Source organism: Streptomyces sp. PA03-5A (assembly GCF_033792725.1).
In the GTDB taxonomy this organism is placed as follows: Bacteria; Actinomycetota; Actinomycetes; order Streptomycetales; family Streptomycetaceae; genus Actinacidiphila.
In genome coordinates, this window is record NZ_JARAVL010000049.1 from 13,381 (window position 1) to 29,461 (window position 16,081).

Genomic DNA, 16,081 nt, shown 5'->3' on the forward strand with positions numbered 1-16,081 from the left:
CTACAGGCCGCCGGCGACGCGCAGCACCGCGCCCGTGGTGTACGACGCGTCCGGCGACATCAGCCAGGCCACCGCGCCGGCGACCTCGTCCGGCTCACCGGGCCGCCGCATGGGCACGCGGTCCGGATTGCGCCAGGGCCGCTCGGGGTCGCCCATCGCGGCGTGGATGTCGGTCACGATCATGCCGGGCTGCACGGAGTTGACGCGCACGCCGTCCGGGGCGAGTTCCTTGGCGAGGCCCACGGTCAGCGCGTCGACCGCCGCCTTGCTGGCGGCGTAGTGCACGTACTCCCCGGGGCCGCCGAGCGTCGCGGCACCGGAGGAGATGTTGACGATCGCGCCGCCCTGGCCGCCGTACCGGGTGGACATCCCCAGCGCCGCGCGGCGGGCGCACATGATCGCGCCCATCACGTTGACGTCGATCACCCGGCGCATGACCTCGACCGGGGTCTCGGTGAACCGGCCCAGCGGCCCCGTGACGCCCGCGTTGTTGACCAGGCCGGTCACCGCGCCGAGCTGTTCGCCCACGGTGTCGAAGAGCGTGTCCACCTGTCCGGCGTCGCTGGTGTCGACGCGCACCACGACGCAGCGCGCGCCCGCGTCCCGGACCTTGCGGGCGACGTCCTCGGCGGCGTCGGCGTCCTTCTCGTAACCGATGCCGACGGCGTGCCCCTCGCGGGCCAGCCGCAGCGCGACCGCCGCACCGATGCCGCGGCCGCCTCCGGTGACCACCGTGACCGGACCCATGCCAGCTCCCTCACTCGACGTGATCACGAACGCTACCAGCGCGCGAACGCCCCATGACGGGCCCATGACGGGCGCGAACACCTCGTGAACACCGCGCGACCGTGCCCGCCGGACGCGGCCGGGCCCCTGAGCATTGGTCTTGACCAAGTCGGAGGGCAGCTCTATCGTCGCCTAGTAGTGCAAGAACCTTTAATAAAGAGCCGTTCGGAAACAAGGCTGAACAAACCCCGGACGGCGTCAGGCCGATTGCGGAGGACAGGGTGGGGACCACGCAGCTCGAGAACGTGCCGGAGCCCAAGTACTGGCACCTCAAGACCGTCCTCATCGACGCCCTCGACTCCGAGTTCACGGTCGGTGAGATCCTGCCCAACGAGCGTGAGCTCGCCGCCCGTTTCGGTGTCGCCCGGGCGACCCTGCGCCAGGCCCTGGAGCAGTTGGAGCTGGAGGGCCGCCTGCAGCGCCGCCGCGGTGTCGGCACCACGGTCGCACCGCCGCGCGTGGGCGTCTCGGTCGGCCCGTCGAGCGGCAGCTGGCCCGGCGCCGCGGGTGACGCGTGGCGGACGGTGGGCTGCGTCGAGGCCGTCGCCCCCACCGCGGTCGCCGAGGTGCTGGGCACCGACGCCGACGAGGCGGTGCACACCGTCCGCCGGGTCCGCGCGATGGGCGGCCAGTCCGTCGCCACCGAGCTGCTCTACGTCCCCCGGGCCTCCGTCCCCGGCCTCGCCGGCGACCTGACGCCGGCCGGCCACGCCCCCGCCGTCCTGCGGGAGTTGCACGTCCTCGGGCTCGACGGCGACGACCGGGCCGTGGAGCTGGGCTCGGCCCGCGCCGAGGACGCCAAGCAGCTCGACCGGCTGCCCGGCGCCCCCGTGCTGGTCGTCACCACCCGTTACTTCAGCGGTGGACGTGTCGCGGCCGTTGCCGTCGCCACCTACCGCGCCGACACCTGCCGGCTGACCTTCGGCGACAGCGGCGCGATGGAGATCACCCACCACGGCCAGCAGCGGCACGCCGCCGCGTCGTGAACCCGGCTCCGGCGTCCGTGCCGCCCGGTCCGCCCGGTCCGCCCGGTCCGTCCGGTCAGTAGAAGCGGCCCGTGTTGGCGTCCTCGGCGCCATCACGGCCGGAGGGTGCGGGCAGCGGGTGCCCGGAGCAGCGGATGTCCCGGTCCCCGGTGGCGCCGGAGATCAGGTAGCGGTCGACGCGCGCGGTGACGCACTCGTTCCAGAAGCTGATCAGGCCGTGGGAGCCCCGCCCCTCCTCGGTGATCATCCGGGAGCCCGGCAGCCTGCGATGCAGTTCGACCGCGCCTTCGTACGGTGTGGCCGCGTCCCGCTCCGACTGGACGATCAGCACCGGCGGCAGCCCCGACCCGGGACGCGCCCCGACGTCCACCGCCCGCCCGCCCTGGACCGGCCACGAGGCGCAGGGCAGGTTCAGCCAGGCGTTCGCCCAGGTCTCGAAGGGACGCTGGCGCGCGATCCGTGAGTTGTCGCGGTCCCACACGCTCCAGTCGCGCGGCCATGCCCCGTCCGAGCACTCCACCGCCAGGTAGACCGCCTCGCTGTTCTCCTCGTCCTTGGCCTGCCCGGGGTCCGGGGCGGCCGCGTCGACGAGCGGGTCGTCGTCACCGTGCAGGTAGCGCGAGAGCAGATGGGCGAAGGAGGCCCAGCGCTGGTCGTAGTAGGCGGCCTGCACCGCCGCCGAGTGCAGTTCGCCCGCGCCCACCTTGCCGGCCGGGCGCTTGCCGAGCATCCGCATCGCCCGGTCGAAGCTCGCCTGCACGCGCCCGGGTGTCGCACCGAGGCCGTACACGCGGTCGTGCCCGGCGGCCCAGGTGCGCCAGTCCGCCCAGCGGCGCTCGAAGGCCACGTCCTGCGCGAGGTTGGCGCCGTACCAGACACCGCGCGGGTCGGGGTTGACGACGCTGTCGACGACCATGCGGCGCACGTGCGAGGGGAAGAGGGTGGCGTACACCGCGCCCAGGTACGTCCCGTAGGAGACGCCGTAGTAGTTGAGGCGCGGCTCGCCCAGGGCGGCGCGGATGACGTCGAGGTCCCGTGCCAGGTCCGCGGTGCGCATGTTCCGCAGCAGGGCGCCGCCTCGCGCGCCGCAGTTGTCGGCCGTGCGCCGGGCCTCCGCACGCTTGGCGGCCTTCACCGCGGCGGTGGGCAGTCGCGGATCGGGGCCGGGGGAGCGCTGGTGGCCCGCCGGGTCCTGGCAGGACAGCGGCGCGGAGTGGCCGACCCCGCGGGGGTCGAAGCCCACCAGGTCGTACGTCCTGGCCGCGGTCTCCCAGACCTTGCGGGTGACCGCGCCCACGCCGGGCCGGCCCACCGCCGGGAACCACAGCCCCGACGAGCCGGGGCCGCCCGGGTTGAACACCAGGGCACCCTGGCGCACCGAGGCCGGGCCCGCCGCGCGCAAGCGGCTCACCAGCAGGCCGATCGTCGCGCCGCCCGGCTCCGCGTAGTCCACCGGCACCCGGACGGTGCCGCACTGCACGGGCGCCTTGAGCCCGCTGTCGGCCGGGCACGCCCCGAAGACGATCCTGGTGGCCCCGGCCGTCCGGGCCGCGACCGTGGCCCCCGCCATCCGCAGCTGCTCGGCGACCAGGGGATCCGGGGAGTGCCCGGCGGCCGGGGCGGTCGCCGCGCCGGCCGCCAGCACCAGGGACACTGCCAGGACCACTGCTCGCCGCACGAGGGACGCCCTTTCGCCGGCCGCGCCCGCCGGCGCGGCACGCTCGCCGATGCGACGGATCGTCGGCTGGTCGGACAAACGGGCCAAGCAGGCAGGCCGGTGAGCCGCGGAATTTCGCCCGTATTGCCCTGGCCGGTGGTTCGCGTGGTCGGCGGTGGGGCGGGCCGGTGGGGGCCGGCCGATGGTGGTGCGGCCCGGCTCGCGTCGCGCGCTCAGCGGCCGAGCAGCGAGGTCCTGGCCACCGCGAACAACTGCTCCTCGACGTGGTCCAGCGCGAGCCGCAGGGCCCCCGTGGCCACCGCCTCGTGCCCCAGCGCCGACAGCGCCACCTCCGGCGGCCGCAGGCAGTAGCGCGCCAACTCCGTGCGCAGCGGCTCCAGTACGCCGTCCAGTCCGGCCGCCCAGCCGCCGATCACCACCAGTTCCGGGTCTATCGCCTGCACCAGCGCCGCCACGTCGTGCACCAGGCGCTGCAGGAACCGGTCGAAGGCCTCCCGCGCCTGGACGTCGCCCGACCTCGCGAGCGCGAACACCTCGGCCACCGCGGACTCGTCCAGCGGGTGCAGCGGTGTCCCCGTCGTGGACAGCAGCCGCTCCGGCCGGGCCTCCCGGCCCAGCAGGTGCAGCGCCCCGATCTCGCCCGCCGCCCCGCCGAAGCCGCGGTGCAGCCGGCCCCCGATCAGGGACCCGGCTCCGGGGCTCAGCCCCGCCAGCACGAACACCACGTCGTCGGTGCCGACGGCCGCGCCCTTCCAGTGCTCGGCGACGGCGGCGGCGTTCGCGTCGTTCTCCACCAGGACGGGGCAGCGGAACGACCGGCGCAGCCGCTCGCCCAGCGGCAGCCCCGTCCAGCCGGGCAGCGCCGTGCTCAGCCGGACCGCGCCGTCGGTCTCCACGATCCCCGGGCTGCCCACGCCGACCGCCCACAGGGTGCTGCGGGCCACGCCGGCCTTGCGCAGCAGCTCGGCGACGGTGCCGCGGACCCGCTCCAGGCGCTCCTCGGCCGGCAGGGTGTCGGCGACGTCGTGCGCCAGCGACCCCAGGACGCGACCGCTGAGGTCCGACAGCAACGTCCGGATCTCCCGGGCCCCGATCTCCACGCCCAGCAGGTGCCCCGCCTCCGCGTGGAAGCGGAACCTGCGCGCGGGACGCCCCTGCTTGCGCGCGTCACCGGGCTCCTGCGGCGCCTCCACCACCAGGCCCGACTCCGTCAGGCCCTCGATCACGCCCTCGACGGTCGGCCGTGACAGCCCCGTCGTCTGCACCAGTTCGGTCAGGCTCACGGCGGGCTCGCCGCGCAGCGCATGGAGCACCACCGCGGAATTGATCCGCCGGAGCAGGGACGGGTCCCCGCCGGTGAGCCGCCCCAACGTACGTCCTCCCAGCTTGCGCGCGTGTTGGCCGGATCGTACCCGTCCCGGCGGCCCGCGGCGAGTAGCTCCGGCACAGGGTTACTGACTCGATGTCAAGTGTCACAGGCGCGGGGTTTACTGGAGCCATGGACCTGCCCGGCCACGTGGCCGTCGTCGACGCGCTGCGCGCCCGCCCCTTCCCGGCGCGGCGCGAGCGCTGCGGCGCGGTCGACAGCGGCCCCGGCCACCACATAACGGACCTCCGGATCAGTGAGGACTTCTGGGACGCGGACGGGGACCCCGGGTACAGAGGGCAGGTCGAGGACGACATGGAGGCCGAGTGTCAGGCCCTGGTCGAGGTGCTCACCGAACGCTGGGGCGCGCCCGAGACGGTCGACCTCGCCGCCCACCTCGAACGCTCCTTCCACGGTGAGCCGGTTCCGCCGCCGCTGGACACCCTGTGCGGCTACGCCTGCGAGGCATGGGCCTGGCGCGTCGGGGACCGCTGGATAGGGGTGTGCGTCGGCCAGGGGGACCCTGAACTGCCCTTCCAGCTCATCGCCGCCGTCGGCGACGCCGCGGTCGTACCGTGACCGCGTCGCACTCCTCGACGCGGTCGCCGCACCCCCACTACCCTTTGTCCGCAACGGCCTGATGTGTCGTCATGCGCGACGATTCCCGCCCCGGGGCCCGGCACACACGGCGCGGACGGCTGACCCAGTGATTCCGGCGCCATGGCGCCGTGCCGTACCCGGGGGGCCGTCATGCCGAACCCGCACTTCCTCCACCGCGCCGCGCGAAGACTCCTCGCCGCCGCCTCCGCCCTGCTCCTGGGCGGCGCCACCGCCCTCGTCCTCGCCCCCGCGGCCTCCGCCGAGCCCGCCACCGCGGCCGGCTACCCCGCGGGGGCGGGCGCCACCCGCTACTCCGGGCTCGCCTTCGACACGTGCACCGCGCCGCCGCTCACCACGATCCAGGCGTGGAACGCCTCCCCGTACCGCGCGCTCGGCGTGTACGTATCGGGGGTCAACCGCACCTGCGCCCAGCCGCAGCTCACCGCCTCCTGGGTGACCTCCGTCGCCCGGCTCAAGTGGCGCCTGCTGCCCATACACAAGGGCCTGCAGCCGCCCTGCGGCGCCCGGCCCGGTGACGCCAAGATCAGCACCACCCCCGGCTCCGCGCGGACCGAGGGCACCAGGGCGGCCGGCGAGGCCGTCGCCGCGGCCAAGGCCCTCGGCATGCAGCCCGGCAGCGCCCTCTACAACGACATCGAGAACTACGCCCAGGACGACGCCGCCTGCCGCACCGGCGTCCTCACCTATCTGTCGGCCTGGACGAAGGAACTGCACCGGCTGGGCTACGTCTCCGGCGTCTACATGAACCTCAACCTCGGCGCCAAGCAGCTCGCCGACGTCTACGCCTCCGCCTCCTACGCCCGCCCCGACGCCCTGTGGATCGCCCGCTACGACGGCGCCGACACCCTCAAGGGCTGGACCGGCGTCGCCGACGCCAAGTGGCCCGTCCACCAGCGCGCGAAGCAGTACCGCGGCGGCCACGACGAGACCTACGGCGGCGTCACCGTGAACATCGACAACGACCGGCTCGACGCGCCCGTCGCCACCGTCGCCCTCGGCTACACGGTGACGAGCTCCACCGCCCTCAAGGCGCGCAGCGGCCCCTCGACGACCCATCCCGTCGTCACCACCCATGCGCCCGGCTCCGCCCTGCGCGTCGTCTGCCAGGCCCCGGGCCTGAAGGTGGGCACCACCTCCGTGTGGGACAAGCTCACCGACGGCACCTACGTCAGCGACCACTACGTCAGCACCCCGTCGGCCACGGGCTACAGCGCCCCCCTGCCCCGCTGCGTCCTGCCCTACCAGGTCACCGCGCCCGGCGGCCTCACCGAACGCAGCGGTCCCGGCACCTCCTACGCCGCCAAGGGCACCTCCCCGAACGGCGCGCTGGCCTGGGTCGTCTGCCAGAAGTCCGGATCCAAGGTCGGCGCCACCAAGATCTGGAACCGCCTCGACAACGGCCGCTACGTCTCCGACCACTACGTCGCCACGCCCGGCACGACGGGTTACAGCAAGCCGATCCCGCGCTGTTGAGCGGTCGGTGTGATCAGCGAGGTCTGCGAGGACGACGGTTCGGTCGCCCGTTTCGACCGGCTGCGGGCCTTCGCCGACCGGCACGGCCTGGCGCTCATCTCGATCGAGCAGCTGTCGAACGGGCCGCGCCTCGCGGACCCCGCGACGGTGTGACCGGATGAGCCGAGCGACGATCTTCGACCTGGACGACACGCTGGTCGACAGTGCGGACGCATGGGTCCGTGTCTGCGCGGCCTTCGCCGCCCGCCACGGTCACCGCTGGCGGGCGCAGGACACCGCCGCCCTGCACGGCAACGGCGGCTGGGCGGCGTACGTCGCCGGACTGTGCGGTGGCACGGCGAGCCCCGCCGAGGTGGTCCAGGCCTGCACCACCGCGGCGACCGGCGAGGTGGCCGCGGGCCGGGTCCGGGCGCTGCCCGGCGCCGTGGACCTGGTCCTCGAAGCCGGACGGCACGGCCCCGTGGGCCTGGCCACGGCCAGCCCGCGCCGCTTCGTCCTGGCGGTCCTCGACGGACTGGGCCTGACGGGACGGTTGAGCGCCGTCGTGTGCGGGGAGGACGTGGCCCGGGGCAAACCCGCGCCCGACCCCTACCTGCGCGCGGCGGCCGAGATCGGCATGCCGCCGTCCGGCTGCCTGGCCGTCGAGGACTCCCCGGACGGCATCCGCTCGGCGACCGCGGCCGGCATGCGCGTCCTCGCCGTCCCCCGCGGCGGCATGCCGCTGCCGCCCGACGTCGCCCACCTGCCCGCCGCCCAGGCCCCCACGACCGCCGCCGCCCTCCCGCTCCTGACCCGGCTGCTCGCGCCACGTCCCGGACCCCTGGTCCACGGGGGCACCCCGTGAGCGGCCTCCGGGACCGGGCGGGCGGTGTCAGGACGCGGCCCGGAGGGCGGCGTCCCACGCGCCGGGGCTGCGGTGGTGGTTCCGGTGCCCCGCGGACAGGACGAGGCGCAGCTGCGCCAGGTGCCGGGTGTCCGGGGAGAGTGCGAGCCCTGACAGCAGGGCGAGTGCCGCATCCGGGCGCAGGTCGCCGTGGAAGTCGTGGTACGAGGCCAACAGGCCCTTGAAGAGCGCCCCGTGCAGCGCGGGGAGGCATGCGGCCACGTCGTACGCCTCCTCCTTCACCGGCCAGGGCACCGGGCCCGAGCCGTCCAGCACTCGCCGGGCACGGAGCAGCAGGGCGGGGGAGGCGTCGTCCCGCAGGCGCTCCAGGTCACGCCCGAGGACCTCGGCGAAGGCCGTCGCGGCGGTGCTCCGGTCCTCGAACCAGTCGACCCACAGGGAGTAGGTGACGGGTTCGGCGTCCCGCTCCGCTTCCAGCCGCCGGCGGTAGCCATCCCAGAGCGCACCCGACGGCAAGGGGCCGTCCGGACCCCGGTCGGCCATGCGGATCTCGCAGGTCACCCAGTAGTCGTCGAGGAGGTCCAGCAGCCCGAACGCGAGCCGCACCTGGCCTTCGGCGTCCAGGTGTTCCTCGACGAAGACCTCGTAGGCCCGGGAGTGCGCGATCTCGTTCGTGGTGAACCGGCGGCCGGGGTGCTCGTCGTCGGTCCATGCGTCGTCACCGGCCTGCCGCACGCCGCGTGCGGCGAGCCAGCCCCGGGCCTCCTCCTCGGTCCCCGTACCCACGTGTGCATCATGCCTGCGACGCGTCGCGGAGGCGGCCGTATTCCTCCGTCATCGCCTGCGTCGACCAACCGGCGTTCAGGCCACTGGGGTTGGGCAGGGCCCAGATCCGGGTGCCGCCGACCGTGCGTTCCTGGGGGCCGATGCGGGCGCGGGGCTCGGCGAAGGCGACCCGGTAGGCGGTGACGCCCACGACGGCGAGCCAGCGCGGCTCGTGGCGCAGGACCCTCTCCGTCAGCAGCCGCCCGCCCTCCAGCAGTTCGTCGCGGGTCAGTTCGTCGGCCCGGGCGGAGGCGCGCGCGACGACGTTGGTGATCCCCAGCCCGTACGCCAGGAGTTCGTCCTGCTCCGCGGGGTCGAGCCGGCGCGGGGTGAAGCCGGAGGCGTGCAGCACGGGCCAGAAGCGGTTGCCGGGGCGGGCGAAGTGGTGACCGGTGGCGGCCGACATCAGCCCGGGGTTGATGCCGCAGAAGAGCACCCCCAGGCCGTCCGCGATCACGTCGGGGATGACGCGGTCGCGGGCGGCCTCCAGCTCGTCCTGGGTGGGGCGGGTGCGCCCGACCGTGGTCAGAGGATGGCCCCGGGGGTGTAGGCGGCCGCCTGCGGGTGGCGCTCGGCGACCTCGCCGACCCGGCGTACGACCTCCGCGACCTGGTCCGCTGCCGCACCCGTGAAGGAGAGGCGGTCGGCCATGAGCGCGTCCAACTGGGCGCGGTCGAGCGGGATGCGCTCGTCCTCGGCGAGCCGGTCCAGCAGCTCGTTGCGCTCCACGCCCTTCTCGCGCATCGCCAGCGCCGAGGCGACCGCGTGCTCCTTGATGACCTCGTGCGCCAGCTCGCGGCCGACGCCGGCCCGCACCGAACCCATGAGCACCTTCGTCGTGGCGAGGAACGGCAGGTAGCGGTCGAGCTCGCGGGCGATGACGGCCGGGAAGGCGCCGAACTCGTCGAGGACCGTCAGGAAGGTCTCCAGCAGGCCGTCGAAGGCGAAGAACGCGTCCGGCAGGGCGACCCGGCGCACCACGGAGCAGGAGACGTCGCCCTCGTTCCACTGGTCGCCGCCCAGCTCGCCCACCATCGACGCATAGCCGCGCAGGATGACCGCCAGGCCGTTGACGCGCTCGCAGGAGCGGGTGTTCATCTTGTGCGGCATGGCCGAGGATCCGACCTGGCCGGGCTTGAAGCCCTCGGTGACCAGCTCGTGGCCGGCCATCAGGCGGATCGTCTTGGCGAGCGAGGACGGCGCGGCGGCCAGCTGCACCAGCGCGGTGACGGCGTCGTAGTCCAGCGAGCGCGGGTAGACCTGGCCGACGGAGGTGAAGACCTCGGAGAAGCCGAGGTGCGAGGCGATCCGCCGCTCCAGCTCGGCGAGCTTGGCGGTGTCGCCGCCGAGCAGGTCGAGCATGTCCTGCGCGGTGCCGACCGGGCCCTTGATGCCGCGCAGCGGGTAGCGGCCCAGCAGGTCCTCGACCCGAGCGAAGGCCACCAGCAGCTCGTCGGCCGTGGTCGCGAAGCGCTTGCCGAGGGTGGTGGTCTGGGCGGCCACGTTGTGCGACCGGCCGGCCATGACCAGCTCCGCGTACTCGGCGGCGAGCCTGCCGAGCCGGGTCAGCACGGCGACGGTGCGGTCGCGCACGTGCTCCAGGGAGAGCCGGATCTGCAGCTGCTCGACGTTCTCGGTGAGGTCGCGCGAGGTCATGCCCTTGTGGACGTGCTCGTGCCCGGCGAGGGCGTTGAACTCCTCGATGCGCGCCTTGACGTCGTGCCGGGTGACCTTCTCCCGCTCGGCGATCGACGCCAGGTCGACCTGCTCCAGCACCCGCTCGTAGTCCGCGAGGGCCTGCTCCGGCACCTCGATCCCCAGGTCCTTCTGGGCCCGCAGCACGGCCAGCCACAGACGGCGCTCCAGCACCACCTTCTGCTCGGGGGACCACAGGGTGGCGAGCTCCGCGGAGGCGTAGCGGCCGGCCAGGACGTTGGGGATGCGGGGCTTGGAAGTCACGTAGCGAGATTCTACTGCGCGTCGGCGCAGGTCAGCGCCCCGCACCGGTCTATGCGCGTAGCGCCGTGGGGGCCCGGGAGTGCCCGGGGGGTACGCGGGCTGGGTCCGTTCGTCGCCGGACCGACCACCGAGGGCCACCCGGAAGGCTTACGGCGCCCGATAGGCCTGGCGGAAGGCCCGGGGCCCGCGCGACCTCCAGCCCGCCCGCCTCCCCGGCGGCAACGCCCGCCCCGGGCGGTCCCGGCGGTGCTGACGTCCGGACCTGGCACGACTGCCGGTCATCCGTCCGGCTCGGCCCGCGCGAGCTGGTGGAGATCGCGCCAAGCAGGCGCCCTGGTCGGTGGTCGACGGCAAGTTAGGTCATGCGCATGCCGTCATGGCCGAATGCGATCTAGTCGCCGGACATGATCCCCATAGCGTTTCCCCGACCCGGATCCGCAGATGAGGGGAGGGCACATGCGCGACATCGGATGGCCGGCGAACGACATCCAGTGGGGCTCCTACGACATCAACTGGTAGACCCCGCACATGACGAAGGCGCCCCGCCGTCCCGTGGGCCGGCGGGGCGCACCCGCGGGCCGGGCCGTGGCCAGGTGTTCCCGCATTGTTGCCCGCGGCGGAACGGACGGACGGGGGCTCGTCGGACCTCTTGCCGTGGCGCCGCCGGGGCCCGCTCAGAGCTCGAACGGCACCAGTTCGGCGCGCTTGGGCGGCAGGCCGTCGCCGGAGGAGCGGCCGGTCAGGCGGCGGCCGATCCAGGGGACGAGGTGCCGGCGCGTGAAGCGCAGGTCGGCGGCGCGGCGGGCGGGCCACGACAGGGGCACGTACGTGGGGAGCGGCTCGGTCCAGTCGAACTGCGGGGTGTGGCCGAGGGTCTGCCAGACCGCCTCGGTGACGCGGCGGTGGCCCTCGCCGTCCAGGTGCAGCCGGTCGTCCGCCCACAGCCGCGGGTCGCCCAGCACATGGGCGCCGTACAGGTCCACGACGAGCGCGTCGTGCCGGGCGGCGAGGTCGTCGACGAAGCCGAACAGCTGCTCCATGCGGGGCAGGAATCGGGTCGCGACCGGGCCCCGGCGGGCCGGGCTGCGCATCAGCACCAGCTGCCGGCAGTTCGGCGCCAGCCGCTCCACCGCCTCCTCCAGCAGCGCGCACACCCTCGCCACGTCGCACTTGGGGCGCAGCACGTCGTTGAGCCCGCCCACCAGGGTCACCAGGTCGGCCTCCATCGAGGCGGCGGTCTCCACCTGCTCGTCCACGATCTGCTGGATGAGCTTCCCGCGTACCGCCAGGTTGGCGTAGCGGAAGCCCGGCGCGTGGGCGGACAGGCGCCCGGCGAGGAGGTCCGCCCAGCCCCGGTAGGAGCCGTCGGGGAGCGCGTCGGACATGCCTTCGGTGAAGGAGTCGCCGAGCGCGACGAAGCTGGTGTGGGTGGCGTTCATCTGCATGGCGCGCGTGATCCTACCGGCCCCGCGGACCGTCGCTTCAGGCGGCCGGTGCGTGGCCCACGAGCTCCTTCAGCACGTCCTCCATGGTGACCAGGCCGATGCCGCGGCCCTGGTCGTCGACGACCGCCGCCAGGTGCGCGCCGCTGGCCCGCATCGCCGCCAGGACGTCGTCCAGCGGGGTGGCCGCGACGACCCGGGTGATCCGGCGCAGGGCGCCCCGCGGGAAGGGCTGGTCGTGGCGGCTGGGGCCGAGGGCCAGGGCGTCCTTCACGTGGAGGTAGCCCAGGATGCGGCAGGCGTCGTCGGTCACGGGGAAGCGCGAGAACCCGGACCGCGCGGCCAGGCGCTCCAGCCCCGCCGGGGTTATCCCGAAGCGGGCGGACACCACGCGCTCCCACGGGACGACGACCGCACGGACCGGGCGGCGGCCCAGTTCGAGGGCGTCCTGCAGGCGGATCGCGGCGCGCTCGTCCAGCAGCCCGGCCTGGCCGGCGTCGGTGACCATCCGGGCCAGCTCGTCGTCCGAGAACACCGCCGCGACCTCGTCCTTCGGCTCGACCCGCAGCAGCTTCAGCAGCCCGTTCGCGAAGGCGTTGATCGTGAAGATCACCGGGCGCAGCGCCCGCGCCAGGGTGACCAGCGGGGGACCGAGGACGAGGGCGGTCCGCTCCGGGGCGGCGAGCGCGATGTTCTTCGGCACCATCTCGCCGAGCAGCATGTGCGCGTACGTCGCCAGGGTCAGGGCGATCGCGAACGACAGGGCGTGGATGGCGCCCTGCGGTACGTGCAGCAGGTGGAAGAGCGGCGCGAGCAGGTGCTCGATGGCCGGTTCCGCGACGATGCCCAGCACCAGGGTGCACAGCGTGATGCCCAGCTGGGCGGCGGCCATCAGGGGCGACAGGTGCTGCAGACCCCACAGCACGTGGCGCGCCCCGCGCTCCCCGGCCTCCGCGCGGGGCTCGATCTGGCTGCGCCGGACGGAGATCATCGCGAACTCGGCGCCGACGAAGAAGGCGTTCACGACCAGGGTCAGCGCGCCGATGAACAACTGCAGGAAGATCATCGCGCACCCGCCGTCCCGTCGTCCGCGTCCTGCGGGGCGAGCCCGTTCTGCGCGCGCGGCGCCGGCGAGATCAGCCGTACGTGCGCCGCACGGTGGTGCGAGTCGTCGGTGACCTCGACCATCCAGCCGTTCACCTCGACGGTGTCGCCGGTGGCGGGGATCCGCCCGAGCCGCTCGGCCACCAGGCCGGCCAGTGTCTCGTAGGGGCCGTTCCCGGCCCGCAGGCCGATGTGCGCGAGCCGGTCGGTCCGCACCGCGCCGTCGGCGTCGTAGACGCGGCGGCCGGTGCGGTCCTGGTGGATGAAGGCCAGGTCGGGGGTCTCCTGCGGGTCGTGCTCGTCGCGGACCTCGCCGACGACCTCCTCCACGATGTCCTCCAGGGTGACGACGCCCGCGGTGCCGCCGTACTCGTCGATGACGACGGCCATGCTCATCGAGCCGGAGAGCCGGTCCAGCAGCCGGTCCACGCCGAGCGTCTCGGGGACCGGCACCGGCTCCCGCAGCAGCGGGGTGATGGGGTGGCCCTCGCGGCGTTCGTAGGGCACGGCCAGGACGTCCTTGATGTGGACGATGCCGATGACGTTGTCCAGGCCGCCGCGGTGCACGGGGAAGCGGGACAGCCCCGTGGCGCGGGTGATGTCGGCGACGTCCTGGCAGGTGGCGCCCTCCTCCAGGGCGACCACCTGGACCCGGGGGGTCATCACGTTCTCGGCCGTCAGCCCGGCCAGGCTCAGCGTCCGTACGAACAGCTCGGCGGTGTCGGCCTCCAGCGCGCCCGCCCGGGCGGAGTGCCGGGCGAGGGCCACCAGCTCCTCGGGGCTGCGGGCCGAGGCGAGCTCCTCGGTGGGTTCCATGCCCAGGCGGTGCAGCACACGGTTGGCGGTGTTGTTCAGGTGGCGGATCAGCGGGCCGAAGGCGGCGGTGAAGACGGTCTGCGGCGGGGCGACGGCCTTGGCCACCGGCAGCGGCCGGGAGATCGCCCAGTTCTTGGGGACGAGCTCGCCCACCACCATGAGCACCACCGTGGACACGCCGGTGCCGAGCACCAGGCCCAGCGACGCGGCCCCGGCGGCGGACATCCCCAGCGCGCGCAGCGGGCCGGCCAGCAGCTCGGCGATGGAGGCCTGCGCCAGCATGCCGATCACCAGGCCGGTGACGGTGATGCCGAGCTGGGCGCCCGACAGCTGCACCGTCAGGCTGCGCACGGCCCGCAGGGCCGCGGAGGCACCGCGCTCGCCCGCCTTCTCGGCCCGTTCCAGGTCGGTGCGCTCGACCGTGGTCAGGGAGAACTCCGCGGCGACGAAGACGGCGCAGGCCAGGGTCAGCAGCAGGGCGACGGCCAGGAGCAGCACTTCGGTCATCGGGACACCTCGGTCCCATGATCGGTCAGGCCGGGGTGGACCGCGCGCTGCAGGCGTGGGCGACGGGAAGGGAGACGTGACGGACTCGCAGGGTCGTCCATACGCCCATCGTAGGAAGCGCGGGCGCAACGGACAGCCCGGGAACGCGGCCAGGGAGGTGCGCCCCGGACCCGCCCGGCGCGCTACCGGGTGCGCTGGAAGGGCTTGGTCCAGCGGCGCCAGTGGTGCTCGGGCGCGTAGCCCGCCGAGCGCCAGGCGTGGTGGGCGCGCTCGTTGCGCTCCAGCACCATGGCGTCGCCACGCCGGCCGCCCAGCGCGGTGAAGCGCTCCTCGGCCGCCGCCAGCAGGGCCCGGGCGATGCCCTGCCGCCGCCGCTCGGGGTGGACCGCCAGCCGGTACAGATGGCAGCGCCAGCCGTCGAAGCCGGCGATGACCGTGCCGACGAGCACGCCGCCGTCCTCGGCGAGCAGCAGGGCCTCGGGGTCGCGTGCGATCAGGCGCGCCACGCCCTCCGGGTCGTCGCTGACGCTGGTGCCCTCGGCGGCCGTCTTCCAGAAGTCCAGCACCCGTTCGGCGTCGGCCGGTACCGCGTTGCGTATCCCGAGATCGTCCATGAGGGTCAGCCAACCATCCTCCAGGCCCGGGCGGCGAGCGTATGACGCCTCCCCGCGCTCTTCCCCGCGCTCCTACCCGTCTTACCCGTGCACTTCCTCGTGCCCTTCGCCTGCTTCGTCGCGGCGCAGCTCCTCGATCACCGGGGCGAACGCCTCCATCGAGGGTTCCAGCACCGTGACGTAGCTGAAGCCGAAGCGCTCGCGGCCCCGCCGCAGCTGCTCCGCGATCTCCGCGACCGTGCCGACGAGCAGCGTCGGCAGGTCGAGCAGCTCCTTCTCGTCCAGGTGCGGCGCGTGCGGGGCGAACTCCCCGGCCGCCGCCCCGCGGTCCTCGGTGATCACGACCCGCTGGACGAGGACGTTGAACTCGGGGTCGGTGCCGTACGACGTGGCGAAGCCGCGCGCGGTGGCGACCCGCTCCTCCACGGTCGTGGCGGACAGCAGCCGCAGCGTGCCGTCGTCCTTGGCCGGGTCGGCCTCGGCGCCGGTGAAGGCGACGACGGCCGCGTGCCGTGCCGCGAGGCGCAGCATGCGCGGGCCGTTCCCGCCCAGGAGCAGCGGGGTCAGGGGCGCACCGGCGCCGTCCGTTCTGCCTGATCCCGTTCCGTCCGTTCCCGTTCCGTCCGTGCCGTGCGGCCCCGCGAGCAGCCCGGTCAGCGCCTCGACGGTGCGTTCCAGGTGGTCGACCCGGTCGCGGGCGGTGCCGTAGGCCAGGCCCGCGCGTTCGGACTCGGCGCGCACGTACCCCGCGCCGAGGCCCAGCTCCAGGCGGCCGCCGGTGAGCCGGGCGGTGGTGGCGACCTCGCGGGCGAGCAGGACCGGGTTCCAGAACGCGGCGTTGAGCACGAAGGTCCCCAGCCGTGGGCGCCGCGTGGCGTTCGCCGCCGCGACCAGCGAGGGGAACGGCGCGGGCCAGTCCAGGTGGTCCGGCACCTGGAGGACGTCGTAGCCGAGTGCCTCCGCCCGGCGGCACTTGCGCTCCCACGCGTCGCCCTGCGTGGGCTCGAGCAGATTCACACCGAACCGGAACCGTCGTGCCATGACCGCCCCCTCGTCCCGA

At 74.3% G+C, this 16,081-nt stretch carries 16 protein-coding genes; 5 read left to right on the forward strand and 11 right to left on the reverse strand.

Annotation, left to right across the window (positions count from 1 at the left end):
* Positions 1-747, reverse strand: a complete 747-nt coding sequence (locus PV410_RS39390) for an SDR family oxidoreductase (protein WP_500331203.1) — start codon at positions 745-747, stop codon at positions 1-3.
* Between the two features lie 260 nt (positions 748-1,007).
* Between PV410_RS39390 and PV410_RS39395 the strand changes: the two genes are divergently transcribed.
* Entirely contained in the window at positions 1,008-1,772 is a 765-nt protein-coding gene (locus PV410_RS39395) for a GntR family transcriptional regulator (RefSeq protein WP_500331205.1), read from the forward strand.
* 55 nt (positions 1,773-1,827) lie between these two features.
* On the opposite strand, the gene PV410_RS39400 is transcribed toward PV410_RS39395, so the two are convergent.
* Positions 1,828-3,450, reverse strand: a complete 1,623-nt coding sequence (locus PV410_RS39400) for an alpha/beta hydrolase (protein WP_500331206.1) — start codon at positions 3,448-3,450, stop codon at positions 1,828-1,830.
* 212 nt (positions 3,451-3,662) lie between these two features.
* The gene (locus tag PV410_RS39405; RefSeq protein WP_499510395.1) at positions 3,663-4,820 is read right to left on the reverse strand and encodes an ROK family transcriptional regulator; all 1,158 of its coding nucleotides are present in this window, start codon (positions 4,818-4,820) and stop codon (positions 3,663-3,665) included.
* 128 nt (positions 4,821-4,948) lie between these two features.
* Between PV410_RS39405 and PV410_RS39410 the strand changes: the two genes are divergently transcribed.
* From PV410_RS39410 to PV410_RS39425, 4 genes are all read left to right on the forward strand, one after another.
* On the forward strand, positions 4,949-5,395 hold the full coding sequence (locus tag PV410_RS39410) for a hypothetical protein (RefSeq protein ID WP_500331208.1): 447 nt from the start codon (positions 4,949-4,951) through the stop codon (positions 5,393-5,395).
* A 171-nt stretch (positions 5,396-5,566) separates the two neighbouring features.
* A complete protein-coding gene (locus PV410_RS39415) occupies positions 5,567-6,910 on the forward strand; it encodes a glycoside hydrolase domain-containing protein (RefSeq protein WP_500331210.1) in 1,344 nt (447 codons plus the stop codon).
* 9 nt (positions 6,911-6,919) lie between these two features.
* Entirely contained in the window at positions 6,920-7,063 is a 144-nt protein-coding gene (locus PV410_RS39420) for a 3,4-dihydroxy-2-butanone-4-phosphate synthase (RefSeq protein WP_500331212.1), read from the forward strand.
* A gap of 4 nt (positions 7,064-7,067) precedes the next feature.
* The gene (locus PV410_RS39425; RefSeq protein WP_500331213.1) at positions 7,068-7,754 is read left to right on the forward strand and encodes an HAD family hydrolase; all 687 of its coding nucleotides are present in this window, start codon (positions 7,068-7,070) and stop codon (positions 7,752-7,754) included.
* 27 nt (positions 7,755-7,781) lie between these two features.
* Here the strand turns inward: PV410_RS39425 and PV410_RS39430 are convergent, their stop codons facing one another.
* The 8 genes from PV410_RS39430 to PV410_RS39465 all read right to left on the reverse strand — a co-directional run bounded on the left by PV410_RS39430 (position 7,782) and on the right by PV410_RS39465 (position 16,062).
* Complete coding sequence (locus tag PV410_RS39430; protein ID WP_500331215.1) at positions 7,782-8,540, reverse strand: hypothetical protein; 759 nt, start codon at positions 8,538-8,540, stop codon at positions 7,782-7,784.
* 7 nt (positions 8,541-8,547) lie between these two features.
* A complete protein-coding gene (mug, locus tag PV410_RS39435; RefSeq protein WP_500331216.1) occupies positions 8,548-9,036 on the reverse strand; it encodes a G/U mismatch-specific DNA glycosylase in 489 nt (162 codons plus the stop codon).
* A gap of 68 nt (positions 9,037-9,104) precedes the next feature.
* Positions 9,105-10,538 (reverse strand): adenylosuccinate lyase, encoded by a 1,434-nt coding sequence (gene purB, locus PV410_RS39440; protein WP_500331218.1) that lies wholly within the window; start codon positions 10,536-10,538, stop codon positions 9,105-9,107.
* Positions 10,539-11,212: 674 nt separating this feature from the next.
* Positions 11,213-11,983, reverse strand: coding sequence for an SGNH/GDSL hydrolase family protein (locus tag PV410_RS39445; protein WP_500331220.1), 771 nt, complete (start codon positions 11,981-11,983; stop codon positions 11,213-11,215).
* Between the two features lie 37 nt (positions 11,984-12,020).
* Positions 12,021-13,046 carry a hemolysin family protein gene (locus PV410_RS39450; RefSeq protein ID WP_500331222.1) on the reverse strand — a complete coding sequence of 342 codons (1,026 nt, stop codon included), beginning with the start codon at positions 13,044-13,046 and terminating at the stop codon, positions 12,021-12,023.
* On the reverse strand, positions 13,043-14,407 hold the full coding sequence (locus PV410_RS39455) for a hemolysin family protein (RefSeq protein WP_500331224.1): 1,365 nt from the start codon (positions 14,405-14,407) through the stop codon (positions 13,043-13,045). Before PV410_RS39455 ends, PV410_RS39450 begins: the two co-directional genes overlap by 4 nt.
* A 182-nt stretch (positions 14,408-14,589) precedes the next feature.
* The gene (locus PV410_RS39460) at positions 14,590-15,021 is read right to left on the reverse strand and encodes a GNAT family N-acetyltransferase (protein WP_500331226.1); all 432 of its coding nucleotides are present in this window, start codon (positions 15,019-15,021) and stop codon (positions 14,590-14,592) included.
* Between the two features lie 81 nt (positions 15,022-15,102).
* Positions 15,103-16,062: a TIGR03621 family F420-dependent LLM class oxidoreductase gene (locus PV410_RS39465; protein ID WP_500331228.1), complete on the reverse strand. Its 960-nt coding sequence runs from the start codon at positions 16,060-16,062 to the stop codon at positions 15,103-15,105.
* Positions 16,063-16,081 lie beyond the last annotated feature (19 nt).